The sequence below is a fragment of the Massiliimalia massiliensis genome (assembly GCF_900155615.1).
GTDB lineage: Bacteria > Bacillota > Clostridia > Oscillospirales > Ruminococcaceae > Massiliimalia > Massiliimalia massiliensis.
Genome location: NZ_FUHT01000004.1, coordinates 637,559 through 655,246, shown reverse-complemented (window position 1 = coordinate 655,246; position 17,688 = coordinate 637,559). Strand labels below are relative to the sequence as shown.

Below are 17,688 nucleotides of genomic sequence, written 5' to 3'. Positions count from 1 at the left end.
GGAAATAACATGGATCAAATTGTATATATTCCTACTAATTATACAGACGCCGGAAAAATTCTCGGAATGTTTGAAATACGTAACACAATAGAATGCGTAGTGTTATGCGTTCCTCTGGCGCTTCTTATATTTTTCTTATCCCCGCTCGGGATAACTGCCACAATTGTCATCATCACAGTTTTAGTAGTACCTTTAGGTGGATTCACCTTATTTGGTATTCAAGAACATAGCTTTTTCTCATTTCTTTATATTTATACCAAATGGTATAAAAACAGAAGAATTCTTACATATAGGGGGTCAAAATGGATAAACGAAAAACGAAAACCCGGAAAAAATTAGATTTAAAAACTCTGCTGGTGGGAAAATCCAGAGAAATCTGTATTCCCGGCAGCCGATTTCCGAATGGAACGCAAAGCTTCGTGCCAATTGTTGATATACAAAAAGGTATATTGATCACACAAGATGGCCGATACGTTAAAGTTTTAGAAATCCTGCCGACAAACTTTTATTTAAAGTCTCTGACAGAACAAAAAAATATGATTTATTATTTTGCCAGTTATCTGAAAATCGCACCGCCGTCCTTACAAATCTTGATAAACACACAACGGGCTGATATCGACTCTTATTGCGAGCAAATGGAGCGGTATTATCATGCTGAGACCAACGAGAAATGCAAAGCCATGATACTGGAAGACGCACAACTCATAAATTATTTAGCTGCGAGCGTAGCTGTTACCCGTCATTTTTATCTGATATTTGAATATCAAGGTACGTCAAATGAGTTTTCCTCTATTGCCAAAGAATTAGACGAACAGGCAGAAACTGCATTTCAATATTTAGACTATTGTGGTCTGGAAGTTTTAAAACCCAGGAACTATGATGAGTTTTTGCTAAAAACCGTTTATACTTCTTTACACAAACAAGCAGCTGGAAATATTGACTTTGACGTGATGGCAGCACAAATCGGCCCGGTCTGCGGAGATCCTAATACCGATTTTGAACAGCTAAGTCCGGAAGAACAGGACGGTGCGGTTACAATTCAAGACATTCTATCTCCTAATGAAATTGACACTCGATCAAAAGAATACGTCCTAATTGACGGAGTCTATCACACCTATTTATACATTTCCGGTTATAGTTATCCAACTGAAATATGCTATGCGTGGCTATCCCCGCTTGCAGAGCTTGGAGACGGGATTTCGCTCAGTTTTTTCTTGGATAAAAAAAGAAAGGAACAGATCCTGCCTAAAGTATCAAAAACTACTATGTTTCGCAGAAGCCGTCTGCGTGATGTAGGAGATACCCGGATGGACTATGAGGAATTAGATGATGCCATCTCTGCAGGACTATATATTAAAAATGGTCTTAATCGTGACGGAGAAGAATTCTATTACATGCATACGTTAATTGAAGTAACCGCACTTGATACGGAAACTTTATCCAACAGGGTGCTTCAGGTACAGAATCTCTGCTCATCAATGGATATGACAGTTCGCCGGGCTGACTGGTATCATGAACAATGTTTTAAATCTATGCTTCCTGTCGCAAATTTAGATTCTGAAATCATGAGAAAATCCAGACGAAATGTACTTACCACTGCGGCGGCTGCGGCATTTCCATTTTCATCTTCTGAATTATGTGATGATACAGGAGTTTTTCTTGGAATCAACCTTCACAATAATTCTCCGGTTTTTCTCGATAACTACAATTTTGATCAGTATATCAACGGCAGTCTTTCTATTTTTGGGCAAAGTGGCGCCGGCAAAACTTTTGCCATACTGCTTCTCGCTATAAGATTACGAATGTGCGGTGTTCAGGTTTTTATCTGTGCACCAGAAAAAGGATTTGAATACCGATTAGCCTGTGAAGCAATCGGCGGGCAATATCTTAAAATTTCACCCGGCTCCGATGACTGTATTAACCCCTTGGAAATTCGCCGTACCACATTAGATATTGACAGTAATCTGGTTGATACAATCAATCGTACCGACTCGGTTTTAATGGATAAAGTTCAAGACGTAAATACATATCTGAGTCTGCGATATCCTGACATGAATGCCGAAGAATCTTATCAGCTGAATATCGCCTTGTTAGAATGCTATGAAAGCTTTGGCATTACAAAAGACAATGCTTCTCTTCTAAAATCAGACGGATCATTTAAGGATATGCCAGATCTCACACACCTTTATCCATACCTATTAAAGTATCCGGTCTTAAAAAATGTTGCCCTTGCTGTGAAAGAACTAATAGAGTTTGGTATGGGCGGTCAGACCAATGTCAACCTAAATTCTTCCTTTGTTGTTTTAGATACTTCTGGATCAAAGAAAAAGGACATCAGTTCGTCTACATTTATTGCGACATCTTTTATTCGTGATGAACTCAGCCGATCCAGAACCAGAAAAAAGGCTGTTTTTACCGATGAATTATGGGTAATAGCCGGAGAAGAAGGCAATGAAAAAGCAGCTGACTTTGTAATTGAAGTAATTAAGGTGATCCGGGGATACGGTGCTATTTTTGTTTCAGCTACGCAAAATGTTATTGACTATTTCGCACTTCGTGACGGGAAATTCGGAGATACTTTATTAAACAACAGCCGTTTTAAATTGCTGCTGCATATGGAGGAAGCCGAGGCGGTAAAATTGCAGGAAAAATTAAAGCTATCCGATGAGGAGATTCGCCAGATCACACGATACGGCCGCGGACAAGGACTTCTTTGTGCCGGAAAAAACAGGATTAGTGTAGAAATCCGTTCTTCTCAGGCAGAATATGATATGATCACCACAAACCGGGCGGACTTAGAAAAAAGAGAAAGCCAACAGCCTTTTTAACTATTTGACAAAAGAAAGGAATATATGAGAATGTGGTTTATAAATAAAAGAATTATGGATATGCAGCGTATGGTTGATTCATGCTCCAAGTATATTGACACGCTGGCTCACGGAACATGTTCTTCCGCTAAAGCAAATGCATTGTTAGATGCGGCTATGCAGAAAATCGAAGAATGTTGTATTTCGATGCGAAAAATTTGTGAAGAAATACGTCCGCCACTGCCTTCTTCACATACAGAAAAGACAATTTATCATCATCAGGAAATCTATGGACAGGTCACGGTTATGGACACCGGTTGGGTGGATATCCGTCTGGAAACACTACTTCCACATTGTCGTGCATTAAGTGGATCCAAATATATTACGGACACAATCACACGGTTGTTAAACAAATTCAAATCAGAAGGCGGTACACTTCCGTTGTTTGAAAAAGCTTTTGTCGCAATTATAGAACATTGTCCTATGGAATCAAGCGGTGTTTTTGACCATGACAACAAAGCCTTTAAAACAGCAATCAATGCAGTCAAAGGACGATTGTTTCAAGATGATAACCAATTTGAATTGTCTTTAGGTCTTTTTACAGTCCAGGACATCGAAACTTGTTGTCATATTTATGTAATGCCGTTTGAAGCGGCAGGTGATTTTCTTTACCTTTTAGCTTCTGATATGTTATAACGCTTTTACCCTATGCTTGTTAAATAAAAAAACATCCCAAAAATAAAAATGATAATTTAATCAAACAAGCACAGGGTAAATTGATGATTATATAAAGAAAAAAGTGTCATATTTGATAATTTTTGAATCCTGCTATCAAGCAGGCTTACATAGGGGTATGCTGTTATGATTTTTACCAAAACAGAAATAGATGTTTTAAAACTCTCAGCTTGGTGCAAAGATATTCCGGTCAAGCAGACAAACATATTTCCAGCAGAAACAATCGAAACACTCTTAAGTTTCAAGCTGATTCGTCCCAGCAAATGCGGATTAAGTTATCGCTGTACTGTTTTCGGATACGAGTTGCTCAACAAGATAGGTTTCCATTACTCACAGGACAAATATTATCGCGGAAAAGGATCAGCGCTAACAAGAAGAATTAACAATGCAAGTATTACTGGCTTTTTTTGGCGGTACGGCGCTGACGTTTTCAGAACTGATCCATGTTGTGATTCTAAACAATCAGTATTCCTTCCTTCTTTTGTTCTACGAAAAAAAGTTTCCTCCAATATCCTTGGCGGAAGCCGGTTAAGCGGTTTTCTATACACTCCGGAATTTACTTTTATCCCATATTATATTATGCCGGAATGTGCCGGGCTCTACGCCGATTCAGAACAGAGAACATTTCTTTCTGAAAGTCTCTTGTGCGGACGGAAAGCCGCTGTGCTTTATACCGGTACCGGAGAACTTCCTGATATCATCAAAACGATCTGTTTTCCTCAATCCAGATCAAAAAAGACAACTACAGATTCCTATTATCATGCTATGGAAAAATTTATTTGTCCTGTCGGTATCTTTCCTCTCACTGCAGAAGGATTGAGTCAACTCCGCATTATGGAAGTCTTAGAATACCGTTCAAAACTAATGCGTTGTATCTTAGGAAATCATTATCTTCCGCCGCTTCACAAGCAGTCAGACGGACGGAATAAAGGCAATTATGAGAACTTTTTAATAGGCATCGACTGCAATATATCACGATTTGAAAAAGCCGCTGCTCAGGAACGTACGCACATTATTTTACTGCCGCATCAAGCCGAAGCTGTACAGCCTTATTTACAGGGAAAAAATATAATTCTGCACACCATAGATATCCATACAGTGAAACAGCTGCTCCATATCCGCGAGCCGCTTTTTCTTCTTGATCAAACACCTTTCCAAACAGAACAAGGAGAATTTATCTATGCTCCGTCTATCTAATTTGATTAAAGAACTTGAAGATAAAGCAGAATTGATTTATCAGGAAAAAAGAAGCGATTTGCCCCGGTATATCCTTTCAGGTCTAGTGATTCTTTATGCTTACAGTTTAATCATTCACTCTGTGACAGCTGGAATCAACAACATCTGGAATGACGGTCATGAAAAACTATTCACCCTCAATCCCTTTATAAATATTGCCTCTGTTTTTAGTCCGCATGGATTAGGTATCACGTTATTTGTTGTGATCATGTATTGTCTCTTTTCTAAAAAAGGATACAGCCTGTTGTCTGGTTACAAAACAATTCTGGACAAGGAACGCGGCATTGAGATCCTGCCGGAAGGAACACATGGTACAGCGACATGGATGAATAAAAAACGTGCAAAAGAGGTGCTGGAAGTCGGCACGCTCGATCAGGTGACTGCTCCGCTGTTCGGAAAACTCCCCTCCGGAGAATACGTTGGTTTAAAAACTCTTCCGGGAATGAATCAAAATATTATCCTCTATGGTTCCCCGGGTTCCGGCAAATCCCGAGGTTTCATGATTCCTTTTATCTTACAGGTTATCCGAAGGGCGATGTTCCAAAATGAATCTGTCATCGTAATGGATCCAAAAGCTGAATTTTACGAAATGCTTTCCAAGGAATTAGAAGAACAAGGATTTTTTGTACAGGCATATAACTTATTGGATCTATTTGCTTCTGATGGCTGGAATTTTATGATTGATACTGCTCAAAACACAAATCTTGTACAGAACGTAGCCGAAATAATTATTCGTAACACCTCTAATGACGCTGATAAGGGTGACTTTTGGAGCACAGCTGAAAAGAACTTGTTAATGGCGTTGATCCTATACGTTCAAACATTGACGGACTCTGCAACCGGGGAGCTTCTTCCAATAGAAGAGCGAAGCCTAGGAACAATATACAAAATTTTATCTACCGCCAGTGTCAATGAACTTGATGCAAGGTTTCGGGCATTGCCGGCTAATCATCCCGCACGCCCGCCATACGGAATCTTTCGTCAAGCTCCTCACAATATCTGGGGGAATATCTTTATCGGTCTGGGATCCAGACTCAACGTATTTCAAAACAAACTGGTAGATTCCATTACCAAACATGGAGAGATTGATTTAAAACGTCCCGGGTATGAAAAATGCGCTTACTTTTGTATTGTATCCGATCAGGACAGTTCCCTGGAATTCCTGTCTTCCATGTTTTTTTCACTATTATTTGTGGAACTATTCGACTTTGCCCGTCAACAGGAAAACCGCAAGCTGCCTGTATGTGTCAATGTCCTCATGGATGAATACTGTAATATCGACCTGTTAGACAGCAAGAAAATTTTTTCCGTGGCACGTTCCAGAAACATCAACCTGCAAGCCGCCACTCAGGGAATCGCACAACTCTCCAACCGTTATCCACGTAATGAATGGCAAGAGATTGTAGGTGATTGCGATTATCAGTTATTCTTAGGCTGCAACGACATGATGACCGCTGAATACATTAGCACTCAATGCGGAAACACGACTGTCCGCGTCAACAATTCCAATATTCCAATGACGCCTCTGTTTTCACCGATTCTTAACACAACACGCCCCTATACACACAGCAAAACTTCTACCGGACGGCCGCTTATGATGCCAGACGAAATACGAAGATTGCCAAAAGACGAGCTGATTCTTTTGATGCGCGGGGAACTTCCTTTACGGCTTCAAAAGATTTCTCCGGAAGAACTGCCCTTTTTTCATCGGTTGACGCCTTGCAAAGCAACCGATCATATTCCGTTATGGAGAAAAGCTGAAATAGAAAGAAAAGAATCAAAGACTCAACAAGACCATAGCTCTGTTGATGTCATACAGGAATCAACGGCAGAAAAAGAGAACGAAGAGTATATTCCCACTGCTGAGGAACTGGAATTGAATCCACAAATAGACCTATCCAAAGGGATCGACTGTAAAACATTAAATGAGGTTTCACCTGAAGAACTTTAATATATTCATTTTTCTGAAAGGAAGTTATTTATGATCGAACGTACATACCGAATCAGTGATATTGTAAAAGATGATTTTCTACGGTTTCCGATTACCTTACTGGCTAATCCAAAATACAAAAAAATGTCTTTAGAAGCAAAATTTGTCTATTCATTATTGCTGAACCGACTTACTCTGTCACAGAAAAATGGCTGGATCAATGAAGACAAAGAAGTGTTTCTGATCTATACACGTGAGGAAGCAGCAAAAACACTAAATATCTCCTATAAAAAAGCAATTGCTGCTTTTAAAGAATTGATCCGAAACGGTTTGCTTTACGAACAGCGGCAAGGGCGGGGATTCCCCAATCTTCTATATGTTCTCAAGGCTGAACTTCAAGACAGCGAAGCTGAAGAATTTTCAAAAGAGTTTGGGGAAGCTTCCGAAGAAATGGAACAGCCCGAACAATCTCCTGAGCAGACATCCTATGCAGGCAGTTTAAGACCTTCCGATTTAGCACATCTTCATATCCCATTCATACCGTTCAAGATATGTCCTGAAGAAAGATCAAAAACTGTCCAAACAGGACATCAAGATATGCCCAAAATACCCCCAAGAAAGAATGATGATAAAAAGATTAAATCTAATCAAATTGAGAATAGTCCGTCAGTCTATCAAGATCAACAGGAAGAACTAAACGATTCTCAAATATTACAGAAAATCTATCAGAAATGTGAACTGGACATATTCCAGCCACACATTCAATCCATGTTCAAAAATATAATCGACCGTCTCTATTATTCTGAATTTCTGAAAGTTGGAAACGCTGTACTGCCACAAGAAAAAGTACGAAGCCAGCTATCTTCATTGGAACCTGAGGTTTTAATCAATATTTTAGAGGCTATGAAAGAAAATAAAAGCAAAATCGTCAATCCAACCGCCTACCTGATGTCGGCTATTTTCAACGGTATATCAGAAAAAGAAAGCAGCCTTATTTTAAGTTTGCCTTCTGAATACCAGTCGGTCTCAGATTTCTATATCCCTGATGAAAGGTAAGATCCTATGTTTTTAAGCAAACCGCAAAAAGAATTACTAGAAATCTTAAAGCAGGTCGGCAGCCTAAAAGAACTGCAAGCAAAGAAGCTGATTGAAATGAAGTATGCAAAATCAAACTGGGAAACAACGGCACATCAATTAGCCTGTAACGGGAAAATTTATCGGGAACAAGGCTATATCACTCTCCCTAATCAATCAATAGATCAAGATATCATCAATGCTGTTGACATCATGCTGCTGATAGAATCCTGTCATATTGAAATCTTTATAAAAGGCACTAAGCCATTCTCACTCACTTTTTTCCGACAGAGGGAGCATAAACTCTGGAGATACGACATATGCCCTGTGCCAGTTGGTAAGGAAATGATTATATGTGCTTTACTGGAAGGAATTAACTGTAAGTACCGGACAATTGTTTTCCTGTTAGAAAAATTAGAACAGCGCCCTTGTATCGATACAGTGTGCGACCACTGTTTCGTTCAAAAGAGCGCCCATACTTATCACTTTTATAAATAAGAAAGAAGGTTAAATACATTGGATTTTAAAGAATTAAATCTAACAGAATTAGATAAAAATTTGTCAGAAGAACAGCAAAAAGAATGGAATTCTATTTACGCGTCTTATCGAGCCAAATCCATATTGACCGGCAGGGTATGCGGTATGGATATGAAATCTATGACGGTTTTAGACCCGGAAACTGGGGCATCGCAAAGAAAAGAAATCTGCTGTTTAGTCATTATCAGTTATCGGGTCAAAGTTCTGATCCCTGAACAGGAAATTTGGTATAGCGATCAGGAAAAGCGTCCGATTCATGTACTTCGTTCTATGGCTGGGGCAACTATAGACTATGTGATTACTAATATTGACCGTGAAAACGAATGCTGCACAGCCTCGCGAAAGGAAGCTCTGCAAATCCGGCGACACTCATTTCTAAAACTGGCACCGGAAATCGGAAGAAAAATTCCGGCACAAATACTGGCTGTCGGCAGACATCATTTACTCTGTTCCTGTCATGGATTCGATATTACTCTATCTCAAAGGGATTTGTCCTATGCAATGCTTCCTGATCTAAGAGAACGATATCACCCCGGTGAAACCTATATGTCTGTCATTAAAAATTTTGAACCGGAAAAAAATCATCTGACTGTGTCAGTCAAAGAGGCTGAACCCCATCCTTTCGATGGTGCTGATCTTCGTCATCCAGTTGGAAGCAGACGAGCATCCGTTATTACAGGCAAATACAAAGGCGGCGTTTTCTGCAAGCTGGAAAAAAATTTAGATTGTATGTGTATTTATTCCCCGGATCAGTATGATGAAAATTTTGATATCGGGGATCAGGTTATTGTAGTGATAACAAAATTCAATTACCGTCAAAAGTTAGTTTATGGGAAAATCGTTGCTAAATGGTAATAGAAAGAAAGGCAGATGGCAAATTATTCCCTTTTTATTACAAAACAATACTCTTTCTCGTCTTTTACATTAATTCTAGACTTTGATTCAGTCTCAACTTTCTCTCCATCCACTAAATATAGAGGAGAATCATCACAAAGTGAATACTTTCCGTGACACTGACAGTATTCCGGTTTACTCTTATATAAATGCAGTGTTTTAGCTATTTTATCTGGACCATATTCTTTTCCATTTTTATCTTGTATTTTTTTAATTAAGACATTATCAGAATATTTATCGTCTGTAACAGATAGTAACAGCTGTCCGCCATAAACACACCAAGTTCCTGGTCTATCAAACAAAGGTGCTGAAACAAACTTTTTCGCTTCTTCTTTTGTCTTTCCACCACCATAGCAAATATATTTTCCATTATCATAGATTTCCCAATGATAATAGGCTTCTGTTTCTATTATCTGGTATCGTTCTTCCGTTTCACCGTTTTTTCGGCAAACAAACTTTCCAATTAGCTTCTGCGCAACCACTACTGAATCTTTGATGAAAAAATCCTGTTTGATAGTTTTCTTCACTTTTATCCCTCTTTCTTAAATGAAATCCTATACCCGATATTTGTTAATTACAATATATCACATGCTTTTCTGTGAAACAAACATTTGATTTAAATAATAAAATTTTATATAATAAAAAATTAAGAATGTATAAAAGGATGAGTTATAGATGAACAAAGGAAGTAAAAATGCATATGAGCTCTTGTTTTACATGAGTTTTGGAAATATGCATGATCCAGTAAAAGGTGCGATCAATATGGCTTACTGTGATGCAAGTAGAAGGGTATTGATTATTAAAGATAAAGAAAAGAAAGAAGCCTTTAGACAAAAGTGCACTCTAGAAATATATGACTATATTACTGAAAAATTATGCAAATTCACAAATTATGATTACTGGCACTATGAACTTTGCGAAAAACTACATAATATTTATAATAATGAAACGAAAATCGCGGGTTCCAAGGACAATCATGTTTTTACTTATGGTCATGCACAAAAATGGGTCAATATGACAATGAAGTATCTCTATCTATTTTATCATTTAATCAAAGATAATCCGGATTTTCCTTCAGAACTTTTTAATTATGATGGAATGGAAATACGGTGGGATGCAACAATTTCCGATCTTATCCGAAACAATTATAAATATTTTCATGCTCCAATAGATAGCTTTGTTTTGAAGACTCTCAAGAAAGATTTTGGGTTAACTTTAGGAGACACTTCATGGAGCAAATGTGACGACTATGATAAATATAAAAAACTTCAAGATAATTTACGCAACGAACTTAATGGTATTCCTCCGCTTGATTGGGAAGGCCCTGTTTGGATAAAAACAGCCAACCAATATAACAATTATAAATAAAATGGATTGTGAATATCTCTTAAATATTATTCACACATTACTATCGTTTCTCTCTACACATAAAACTTAATTCCAATGTTATATATTAAACTAAATATATCTACATATTTTTGATTTCTGTTTTTATCGATACGTATTCAGTATTTCTATTTCATGTTCTTCTCATTTAATCAAATTCCTCTTAATTTTCCAAATTTGAGCGAAAATACGAACTATGAGAAACAGACAAACAAAAAAGCTGAAAGGTATATCCTTTCAGCTTTTTTGTTTGTCTGTTTCTTATGCATGGACTCTTGCTAATTCCACTTTTGAGTATCTTTTTATCTTCTTCAGTACGCTGTGTGCAGATTAGGCCGCGTCTAAATATGTTTGTCCGTCTAATACTTTTTCGCGGTTTCTGACTTGAAGTTCTTCAGCCTGCATTTGAAGCAGAGAATATTCATGATTCAAGTCATCTAACTGTCTTTTCAGGACATCTTCATAAACCTGTTTTTTCTGCTGAAGTGCCTCGATCTTTTCCAGCCAACGGGAAATAACAGCATTAGAATTACAACCGCTGTCAATAAAATGCTGTACCCTGTTTTGGTAGAACTCTATATCCCGTTTATAATTTGCATAGAATTCATCTGTCATCTTCTGACGCTGCCGTTCATCGTCTACCACAAACATACTGTTGCTCATAACCAATCCACCATTCAGGTTATACTTGCTGATTGCATCAATATAGTCTTCCAGTAGATTCAGTTGAGATAAATATGGATTAGGAATAAAATACAAATTTCCATGAATGCTGATTTTGCTTGCCTGCATTCGATCAAGTTGATCCTGTATGACCGATTCCACATGACTGGTAGTATAACAAGTACAGAGACGTCCATATAATTCTACTGCCCTGCGGCAATATTCCTGAACATCTACATCAGCATCATATACTTCATTATCGCAATAAACTATTTCATTTTCCTTGTCAAAAATAATATTGGCTAATTTCATATATTCATTTGTCCTAGAATTGAGTGTTTCCTTAACAAGTTCACGGTAAATATGAGTGGCATCCTCCTTTTTATTGTCCCTGCAGTATATACGATAGATGTGTGTTCCGTTTCCATCTTTTATCTGAATGCGGTCTTTGATTGCGGTAGTTGCGCTGCGATAGGCACCGGATTTTGATTCCTTCGTAGGTTTGAATTTAGGCAATCCAAAAGACTGACCAACCTGAATGAATTTGGTTCGTTCTATTAAAATATTTGATGTAGAGTAATAAAAGAACTTACCGATAATACCTTCTGCCTTTTCCTGTACAGCGATATAATGATCCATGGCATTCATAATAAATTTCAATCCTTTCTACAAATTGTAAACAACTTTCAAGCTGCAAAATAGCCTCGTTCCCGTTTTAATTTTTCAAACAGCAGCCAATCATCAATGCCTTTTTGATCCGGCGGCCATGTAAATGTTCTGTATTCCTCACAAAGAGGCATACAAATGGATTGGATTTTTGACTGAGCGCGCTGTACATCTGGGTTACACCTAACATCCATGTCAATGCACTCTAAAATCCGTTTTGGATTTAATTGTGTAACAATTTCGCCTAAATATTTCAGATTTTGAACTCCGGTTAGACCAATAAACAGCTCTCCGCCAGACAGATAACTTGCAACATCAGCTTTTAACGGTCCTTCAGTAATTCGAAGCGTATCGCAGTTTTGGTCACCCACAATATGAATATAGCTGGAAATTCCGGTACCATTCTGATAGAAATTTCCGCGTGTAGAAAACCAACGAAAGCGATCTCCATTCTTTTTCACTCTTCGTCCGTCAGGATACGTAACAATTTTAGGAGGCGCTTCATCTAATCGAATCTGAAGACCTTGTATCTGATTATATCTGTCACACACCGGAATAAAAAATCCGCTATGCTGGCAACAAGCCATTTGCCATTGAAATTCTTTTGTACAAAATCCCGGCATATTGCATAAATCAAAGTGAGATGTCAAATGAGAAATGATTCGCTTTCTATCTTTACTGCTGGTAGGAATACTCTTATACATATTTCCACGGATCATTTCATCAGACAGTCCGCGGGATCTTAAATTTTGATAGTGCTTATCCTCTAATGGCAGTAACGACAGCATTTCCAAATAGATTTGACTTCGTTCATGAACCGGTCGGATATGCTCCATTTTCGATGGGGTATGTCCAGTGGAATACTCATGACTATGTACATTAGGCAAGTGCATTAGTTCCGCAAAAGATTGTTTGGTTGACAGTCTTTTCATACCCGGATTAAAATCTGCATACAAAGTAACTGCATTTCCTCCAGTGCCACAGTTGTGGCACCAGAAGGTTGCGTTTTCAGCTTTTCTGCTCATATACATGCGATATTTATAATCCCCGCAATATGGACATCTTGCCTGTACTTCATCGCTCTCTATGGTATCCCACTTAATATCCAATCCGCAAATCAAAGCTACATCTACTACGTCAATATAAATATAGTTTGTTCTCATATTAACCCGCTTTCTGCAATTCTTGGATTGGATTGATTTCTCCTTGATATTTCACTGCCAGCGGTTGATTTTTGACAACTCGAATCAGCATTGTTTGTGATGGCATCGATACAGGATTAAAGGCGGCAATGCTTTCTGTATTATCAATGCAAAGAGGGCAATCTATTTTGGTAATTTTCCTTAACATCCCGGCAATCTCAATTCCCGCCAATATTTTTTCAGACAGCGAAAGATATTCAAAATCACGTCCTTTGTAAGTAAACTTAAATACACCTTTTACCTCTCCGGTCGTGCGGACTATATCAAAAAGTTTAATTTTGACATTTGTCATTTGAATATCCTGAACAGCCAGTTCAGCCCGCTGAAAAATATACTCATTTAAGGCATGAATTGTATTTTTGTAATCGGTAATCTGCCCCTCATATTTTTCCTGTTCTTTCAACAGATTGTCGACCCGTTTCTCATAAGTCTCAGTGTCAATCGATGCTATTTTCGCTGAAAGATGAGTTAAATCAGCCTGCATAGAAACCAATTCAGAATACTCATCATCCGTAAGATTTCCACAGCGTTGCTGTTCCTCAATCTGTTTAATCCTGTTTTGAATGTCAGAAAACTTGACCGTTGTTTGCTGTTTTTGTTGCAGCTCTTCAATCTGTTTTGACAGTTTTTGAATATCTTCTTTCTGAAAGTTTTCAAACATCTGTAACCCCTGCAAATCCATCTGTTCTAATTCTGCCTTTTGTGCTGTCAGGTCTTTTCCGTGAATCACAATTTTCTGTAATTCTTCTTGAATTCCTTTTTGCACAGCAGGAAAGTTTTGAGCAGTTATTTGCGTAAAACAAGTAGGACATTTCGTTCCGACTGATAAATCTTGTAATTTCTCGTTAACTGTTTTGTATTGCTTTAAAGCCATATCCAGCTCTGCCTGCAGCTGTAAAATAGCCGGAGCAAATTTCGATACATACTTTTGCTGTTGTACCTGTTCCTTTTTAGTACGAAGCTGTGCAATTCTGATATTAGTGTCATCAGATACTTGGGTTAGTTTTTCTGAAAGAATTTTCTTTTGAACTTCCAAATCATCAAGATCAATCCCTTCATACTGTTTTTGGCTGATCGCTTTCATTTTCTCTTCGATCACACGTTTTTCACCATACAGTTCTGACAATTTGGCTACTGACGTTTCAAACGTTTCCCGCATAGCTTCAAGATTACCGTCCAAAACTGCAATTTTTCGTTCTGTCTGATTGATCATGCTCCGGAATTCTTTGATGATTTCCTCTGGTGATCGGCTCTCCAATTCAATATTTTTCAAATATTCCTGATCTGTTTGATTCAATTTGCTTAAAACTTCCTGTGAGGATACGGGTTTTAATTGCTTTACAACTAATTCCCGGCCTTTATTTCCCATTGTTTCCGCTAAATATAACGGATTAAACTGAGCTAAAAAAGTATCCTTATCACAGATCAGTCTTTCCAGATCACCTTGCCGAATTGTATAGGAATCCAAGAAAACCGATGTTTTATCTTGTTTACGAACGCGTGTTAAAGTATGAAGTTCTTCGTTTTGATCAACGAATTCCAGTTTGACTTCCACCTGATCAGCATTCTCATTCATCAAACAGCTTATATTTTGCTCGCCATAATAAGACACTCCATATAGCGCATAGGTGATCCCATGCGCTATTGTAGTTTTTCCTGTGCCATTATGTCCGAATATGTAATTGATATTACCAAAGGAGAAGACTGTATTTGATAAATGATTCCTAAAATTTGTGAGGCTCAATCTTACAATTTTCATACTGGTAATCGGATTCATGATAGCACCTCTTAATTCCACAATAATTGTTTGCTCAAATCCAACTCCTGTAATTGACCGGGTGCTTTAGTTGCTGAAACCAAACAAAGCATTTCTTTGTAAGACTGTGAATCCGGTCTCAAAACATTTAATTCCCATAATTGATTCTCATACCGTCCTACAATCTTCCAGCGACTGAAAGCTGACACATTTAATTCTGTTCGCATAATATTATAAATCGTATATTGATCCGATATCTCACACGGAAAACTATTTCGGAAATTTTCTACGGTTTCACATCTTTCACGAAGTGAATTCATTTCATCGGATTGCGGGAGTTCTTGTTGATTTTGCATCATATCTTTCTTTGCTGTTAATTGCTTAATTTCATTTGCTTTGTCGGTTAAAGCGATTTTCAACCTCTTACTTTCCTCTTGTAATTTTATAATCTCTGTACGCTGTTGCTCAACAATCACAGTCCCGTCCTTTTGTATTGCATTTTCATATTCATATAGCAAATATGCAATTAGAGAACTGCCGCCAGCCACTATAAGACATATTAGTGTATATTTTCCAATAGCAGGAATCAGATCAATAGACATCACGTTCCAACATAGCATAACCAAAATACAGATCGCAAGTACGGCGATATAATATACGGTTGAATATTTTGGGGATTTCATAATTTTATCCTTCTTTCTTTTTTGTTATATAAAATATCCGGCAGATATTACTGGCTGTTTTTCATAAATTGTTAAGCAGCCATTTGATAGCCCTCAATAATACAATAGTTGCCGACTTCAGGTGCCGTTTTAAATGTTAGTTTAGGATTGTAGATCATCTGTCCTTTTTGCAGCTGTGCATGCCCTTTTATATATCCTTTTATCATTTCTCCATTGGGCATTTTTAGCATAAGTTGTGTTTGCGGATCATCAGACGATCCATTCAATACTTTCATATCCTCAATACGTAAGACATTTGAAGTTTTAGGAGAAAAACGAATATTGGCTGCGGTATTGTTAGGCTGGTTCGTACTGGATATTTGATTTTTTATGGATCTATCCTGTGAATATTGAGCCACGAAATTGTTATAATGAGCTTTTAGCTTTGCCCATTCTGTTTTAGCAATAAATTTTCCGTCTGCCAGATTTACCCAAATATCAGGCATTTCATATAAGTATCGGCCCACACCCCACATAGAGGCTGCTCGTTTAAATGCGTTTGAAATACCGCCTTTGATTGGTTCAATGTCCGTATTTCCCGCACCGTCACTTTTAGAGATCCATTCCTCACGTTCGGCATGAAAGATGCTAATCATACAGATACATGACATGAGTCCCAGATCTTTATCTTTTTTAGCATTATAAATAGATCCCGGAATATAGATAAAGTTATTTTGCCAATTTTCTCTGCCAATCACACTGTCCAGCCTGTTTTGAATTGCGCGGGAATTGACAAATGCGGCTACCAAACCTTTTGTTCCGTCTTTTGAACATTGGATCACACGCCATTCAATTTCATGAACTGCAAATGGTTCTTCCAACCTTTGAACTTGCTCACTGGTCATAACTCAGACCTCCTTACAAAAGTCTTTCAACGTTTTACCGTTCATTGGAACTAGAATTTGATCATAATAATACTGCTGGTCTTTATCCTGCAAGTGTTCCATTAGATCCCTATGTCCCAGCTCCAGACGGTTGTTTCGTTCACTATAAAAATCATCGTTATCGGGCAGTGATAGAATAAACTGAGGAAAATTTTGCAGACTTTGCAGAGATTCAACATGCGGCATAGTATTCATTCCAACACACATATGAAATCCATTGACATTCGAAAATGGATATGTAAACATTTGAGTGTTTGGCGAAAGTTTTCCCAAACCCGGAATTCCAATTTCCACTCCCGAAATTCGTCCGCTGGATTCTACCGTAAAGCCAAACAAAATACGCGGCAAAGGAAAATTTCTGTATGTCGTTTCCATATAGGTAATGTCAGTAACTTTTTCCGGATATTCTATTACAATAAAACGCCTGTTATTCTCCATATCCCATAACATACTCACTGTTCTCTTTGGCAATAAGCCTGTTTGAAACTGATGTTTGACTTTGGTACTTTTATTGATACAGTTTAATAAATCATCTATTGTAATATTTTTTATACAGGCAACTCCGTTTTCTCTGAATTCCACATAAATTTCCTGCGTGCTTTTTAAATGTATCATAATCTCGTTCTCCATCATGAGTCGCTCCTTTCCTGTATGATATTGTTGTGATGAAATCCTGCTTCCGTTAATTGCAGTTTTATGTTTTTAAGCGAATTCTCAAAAAAATCAGAAATATCATACACAGCTTGCAGTAAATCAGCATATTCATAAAAATCCGGACTCAGTTCAATCAGCAGAACAGAACGCATCTTTTTCTTTAGTTTCTTAGGCGCACATAACCTCCAGCCAATAGAGTAACTGACATAATTCAGCCGATTATTAACAAATTCTTCAGCATTTACTACGAAGGGATTTTTTTTAAAGGGAACACCGTGCATTTTACTCCATTTTCTGCAAAGATAATAAAATTCCTCCATTTTTGAAAACTCAATCACACACAAATAATCATCATAATCTTCCTTATATGCATGCTCAACTTGACCGGGTATCAATAACATAGCTTCATAATATAAAGAAAACAAGTAATCAGAATCAATCGGCGTGTCAATAACTTCACCCGTATGGTCAAACACTATTTTTTCTATCCGCAAAATTTCAAAGAGCCTGGTATATTCATCAAAAAAATATTTATCAAACAT

The 17,688-nt window shown here is 37.7% G+C and carries 17 protein-coding genes; 9 read left to right on the top strand and 8 right to left on the bottom strand.

The window, feature by feature from the left end:
- Nucleotides 1–9 precede the first annotated feature (9 nt).
- From CZ360_RS14105 to CZ360_RS11675, 8 genes are all read left to right on the top strand, one after another.
- Nucleotides 10–339, top strand: a complete 330-nt coding sequence (locus CZ360_RS14105; RefSeq protein WP_077534371.1) for a hypothetical protein — start codon at nucleotides 10–12, stop codon at nucleotides 337–339.
- Nucleotides 303–2,828, top strand: coding sequence for a VirB4 family type IV secretion system protein (locus CZ360_RS11705; protein WP_077534370.1), 2,526 nt, complete (start codon nucleotides 303–305; stop codon nucleotides 2,826–2,828). The genes CZ360_RS14105 and CZ360_RS11705 overlap by 37 nt, the downstream gene beginning before the upstream one ends.
- Nucleotides 2,829–2,858: 30 nt before the next feature.
- Complete coding sequence (locus CZ360_RS11700) at nucleotides 2,859–3,503, top strand: hypothetical protein (protein WP_077534369.1); 645 nt, start codon at nucleotides 2,859–2,861, stop codon at nucleotides 3,501–3,503.
- Between the two features lie 165 nt (nucleotides 3,504–3,668).
- Nucleotides 3,669–4,739 carry a hypothetical protein gene (locus tag CZ360_RS11695; protein WP_077534368.1) on the top strand — a complete coding sequence of 357 codons (1,071 nt, stop codon included), beginning with the start codon at nucleotides 3,669–3,671 and terminating at the stop codon, nucleotides 4,737–4,739.
- Nucleotides 4,723–6,729 (top strand): VirD4-like conjugal transfer protein, CD1115 family, encoded by a 2,007-nt coding sequence (locus CZ360_RS11690; RefSeq protein ID WP_077534367.1) that lies wholly within the window; start codon nucleotides 4,723–4,725, stop codon nucleotides 6,727–6,729. The genes CZ360_RS11695 and CZ360_RS11690 overlap by 17 nt, the downstream gene beginning before the upstream one ends.
- Before the next feature lie 30 nt (nucleotides 6,730–6,759).
- Nucleotides 6,760–7,764, top strand: coding sequence for a replication initiator protein A (locus CZ360_RS11685; RefSeq protein ID WP_077534366.1), 1,005 nt, complete (start codon nucleotides 6,760–6,762; stop codon nucleotides 7,762–7,764).
- A gap of 6 nt (nucleotides 7,765–7,770) precedes the next feature.
- On the top strand, nucleotides 7,771–8,280 hold the full coding sequence (locus CZ360_RS11680; RefSeq protein ID WP_077534365.1) for a DUF5697 family protein: 510 nt from the start codon (nucleotides 7,771–7,773) through the stop codon (nucleotides 8,278–8,280).
- A gap of 18 nt (nucleotides 8,281–8,298) precedes the next feature.
- Complete coding sequence (locus tag CZ360_RS11675; protein WP_077534364.1) at nucleotides 8,299–9,174, top strand: hypothetical protein; 876 nt, start codon at nucleotides 8,299–8,301, stop codon at nucleotides 9,172–9,174.
- A 23-nt stretch (nucleotides 9,175–9,197) separates the two neighbouring features.
- Here the strand turns inward: CZ360_RS11675 and CZ360_RS11670 are convergent, their stop codons facing one another.
- The gene (locus tag CZ360_RS11670) at nucleotides 9,198–9,740 is read right to left on the bottom strand and encodes a DNA-3-methyladenine glycosylase (protein ID WP_159438273.1); all 543 of its coding nucleotides are present in this window, start codon (nucleotides 9,738–9,740) and stop codon (nucleotides 9,198–9,200) included.
- Between the two features lie 148 nt (nucleotides 9,741–9,888).
- Here CZ360_RS11670 and CZ360_RS11665 point away from each other — a divergent pair, with 148 nt between their 5' ends.
- A complete protein-coding gene (locus tag CZ360_RS11665) occupies nucleotides 9,889–10,581 on the top strand; it encodes a hypothetical protein (protein WP_077534362.1) in 693 nt (230 codons plus the stop codon).
- Nucleotides 10,582–10,929: 348 nt separating this feature from the next.
- Here the strand turns inward: CZ360_RS11665 and CZ360_RS11660 are convergent, their stop codons facing one another.
- The 7 genes from CZ360_RS11660 to CZ360_RS11630 all read right to left on the bottom strand — a co-directional run bounded on the left by CZ360_RS11660 (nucleotide 10,930) and on the right by CZ360_RS11630 (nucleotide 17,688).
- The gene (locus CZ360_RS11660) at nucleotides 10,930–11,910 is read right to left on the bottom strand and encodes a DUF6744 family protein (RefSeq protein WP_077534361.1); all 981 of its coding nucleotides are present in this window, start codon (nucleotides 11,908–11,910) and stop codon (nucleotides 10,930–10,932) included.
- Between the two features lie 38 nt (nucleotides 11,911–11,948).
- Nucleotides 11,949–13,091 (bottom strand): DUF3854 domain-containing protein, encoded by a 1,143-nt coding sequence (locus CZ360_RS11655; protein ID WP_077534360.1) that lies wholly within the window; start codon nucleotides 13,089–13,091, stop codon nucleotides 11,949–11,951.
- 1 nt (nucleotide 13,092) lies between these two features.
- Entirely contained in the window at nucleotides 13,093–14,907 is a 1,815-nt protein-coding gene (locus tag CZ360_RS11650; protein WP_077534359.1) for an AAA family ATPase, read from the bottom strand.
- An 11-nt stretch (nucleotides 14,908–14,918) separates the two neighbouring features.
- The gene (locus CZ360_RS11645; RefSeq protein ID WP_077534358.1) at nucleotides 14,919–15,569 is read right to left on the bottom strand and encodes a hypothetical protein; all 651 of its coding nucleotides are present in this window, start codon (nucleotides 15,567–15,569) and stop codon (nucleotides 14,919–14,921) included.
- Between the two features lie 71 nt (nucleotides 15,570–15,640).
- Nucleotides 15,641–16,453 (bottom strand): Rad52/Rad22 family DNA repair protein, encoded by an 813-nt coding sequence (locus CZ360_RS11640; RefSeq protein WP_077534357.1) that lies wholly within the window; start codon nucleotides 16,451–16,453, stop codon nucleotides 15,641–15,643.
- A 3-nt stretch (nucleotides 16,454–16,456) separates the two neighbouring features.
- Nucleotides 16,457–17,125 (bottom strand): hypothetical protein, encoded by a 669-nt coding sequence (locus CZ360_RS11635; RefSeq protein WP_077534356.1) that lies wholly within the window; start codon nucleotides 17,123–17,125, stop codon nucleotides 16,457–16,459.
- Nucleotides 17,122–17,688 carry a hypothetical protein gene (locus tag CZ360_RS11630; protein WP_077534355.1) on the bottom strand — a complete coding sequence of 189 codons (567 nt, stop codon included), beginning with the start codon at nucleotides 17,686–17,688 and terminating at the stop codon, nucleotides 17,122–17,124. Before CZ360_RS11630 ends, CZ360_RS11635 begins: the two co-directional genes overlap by 4 nt.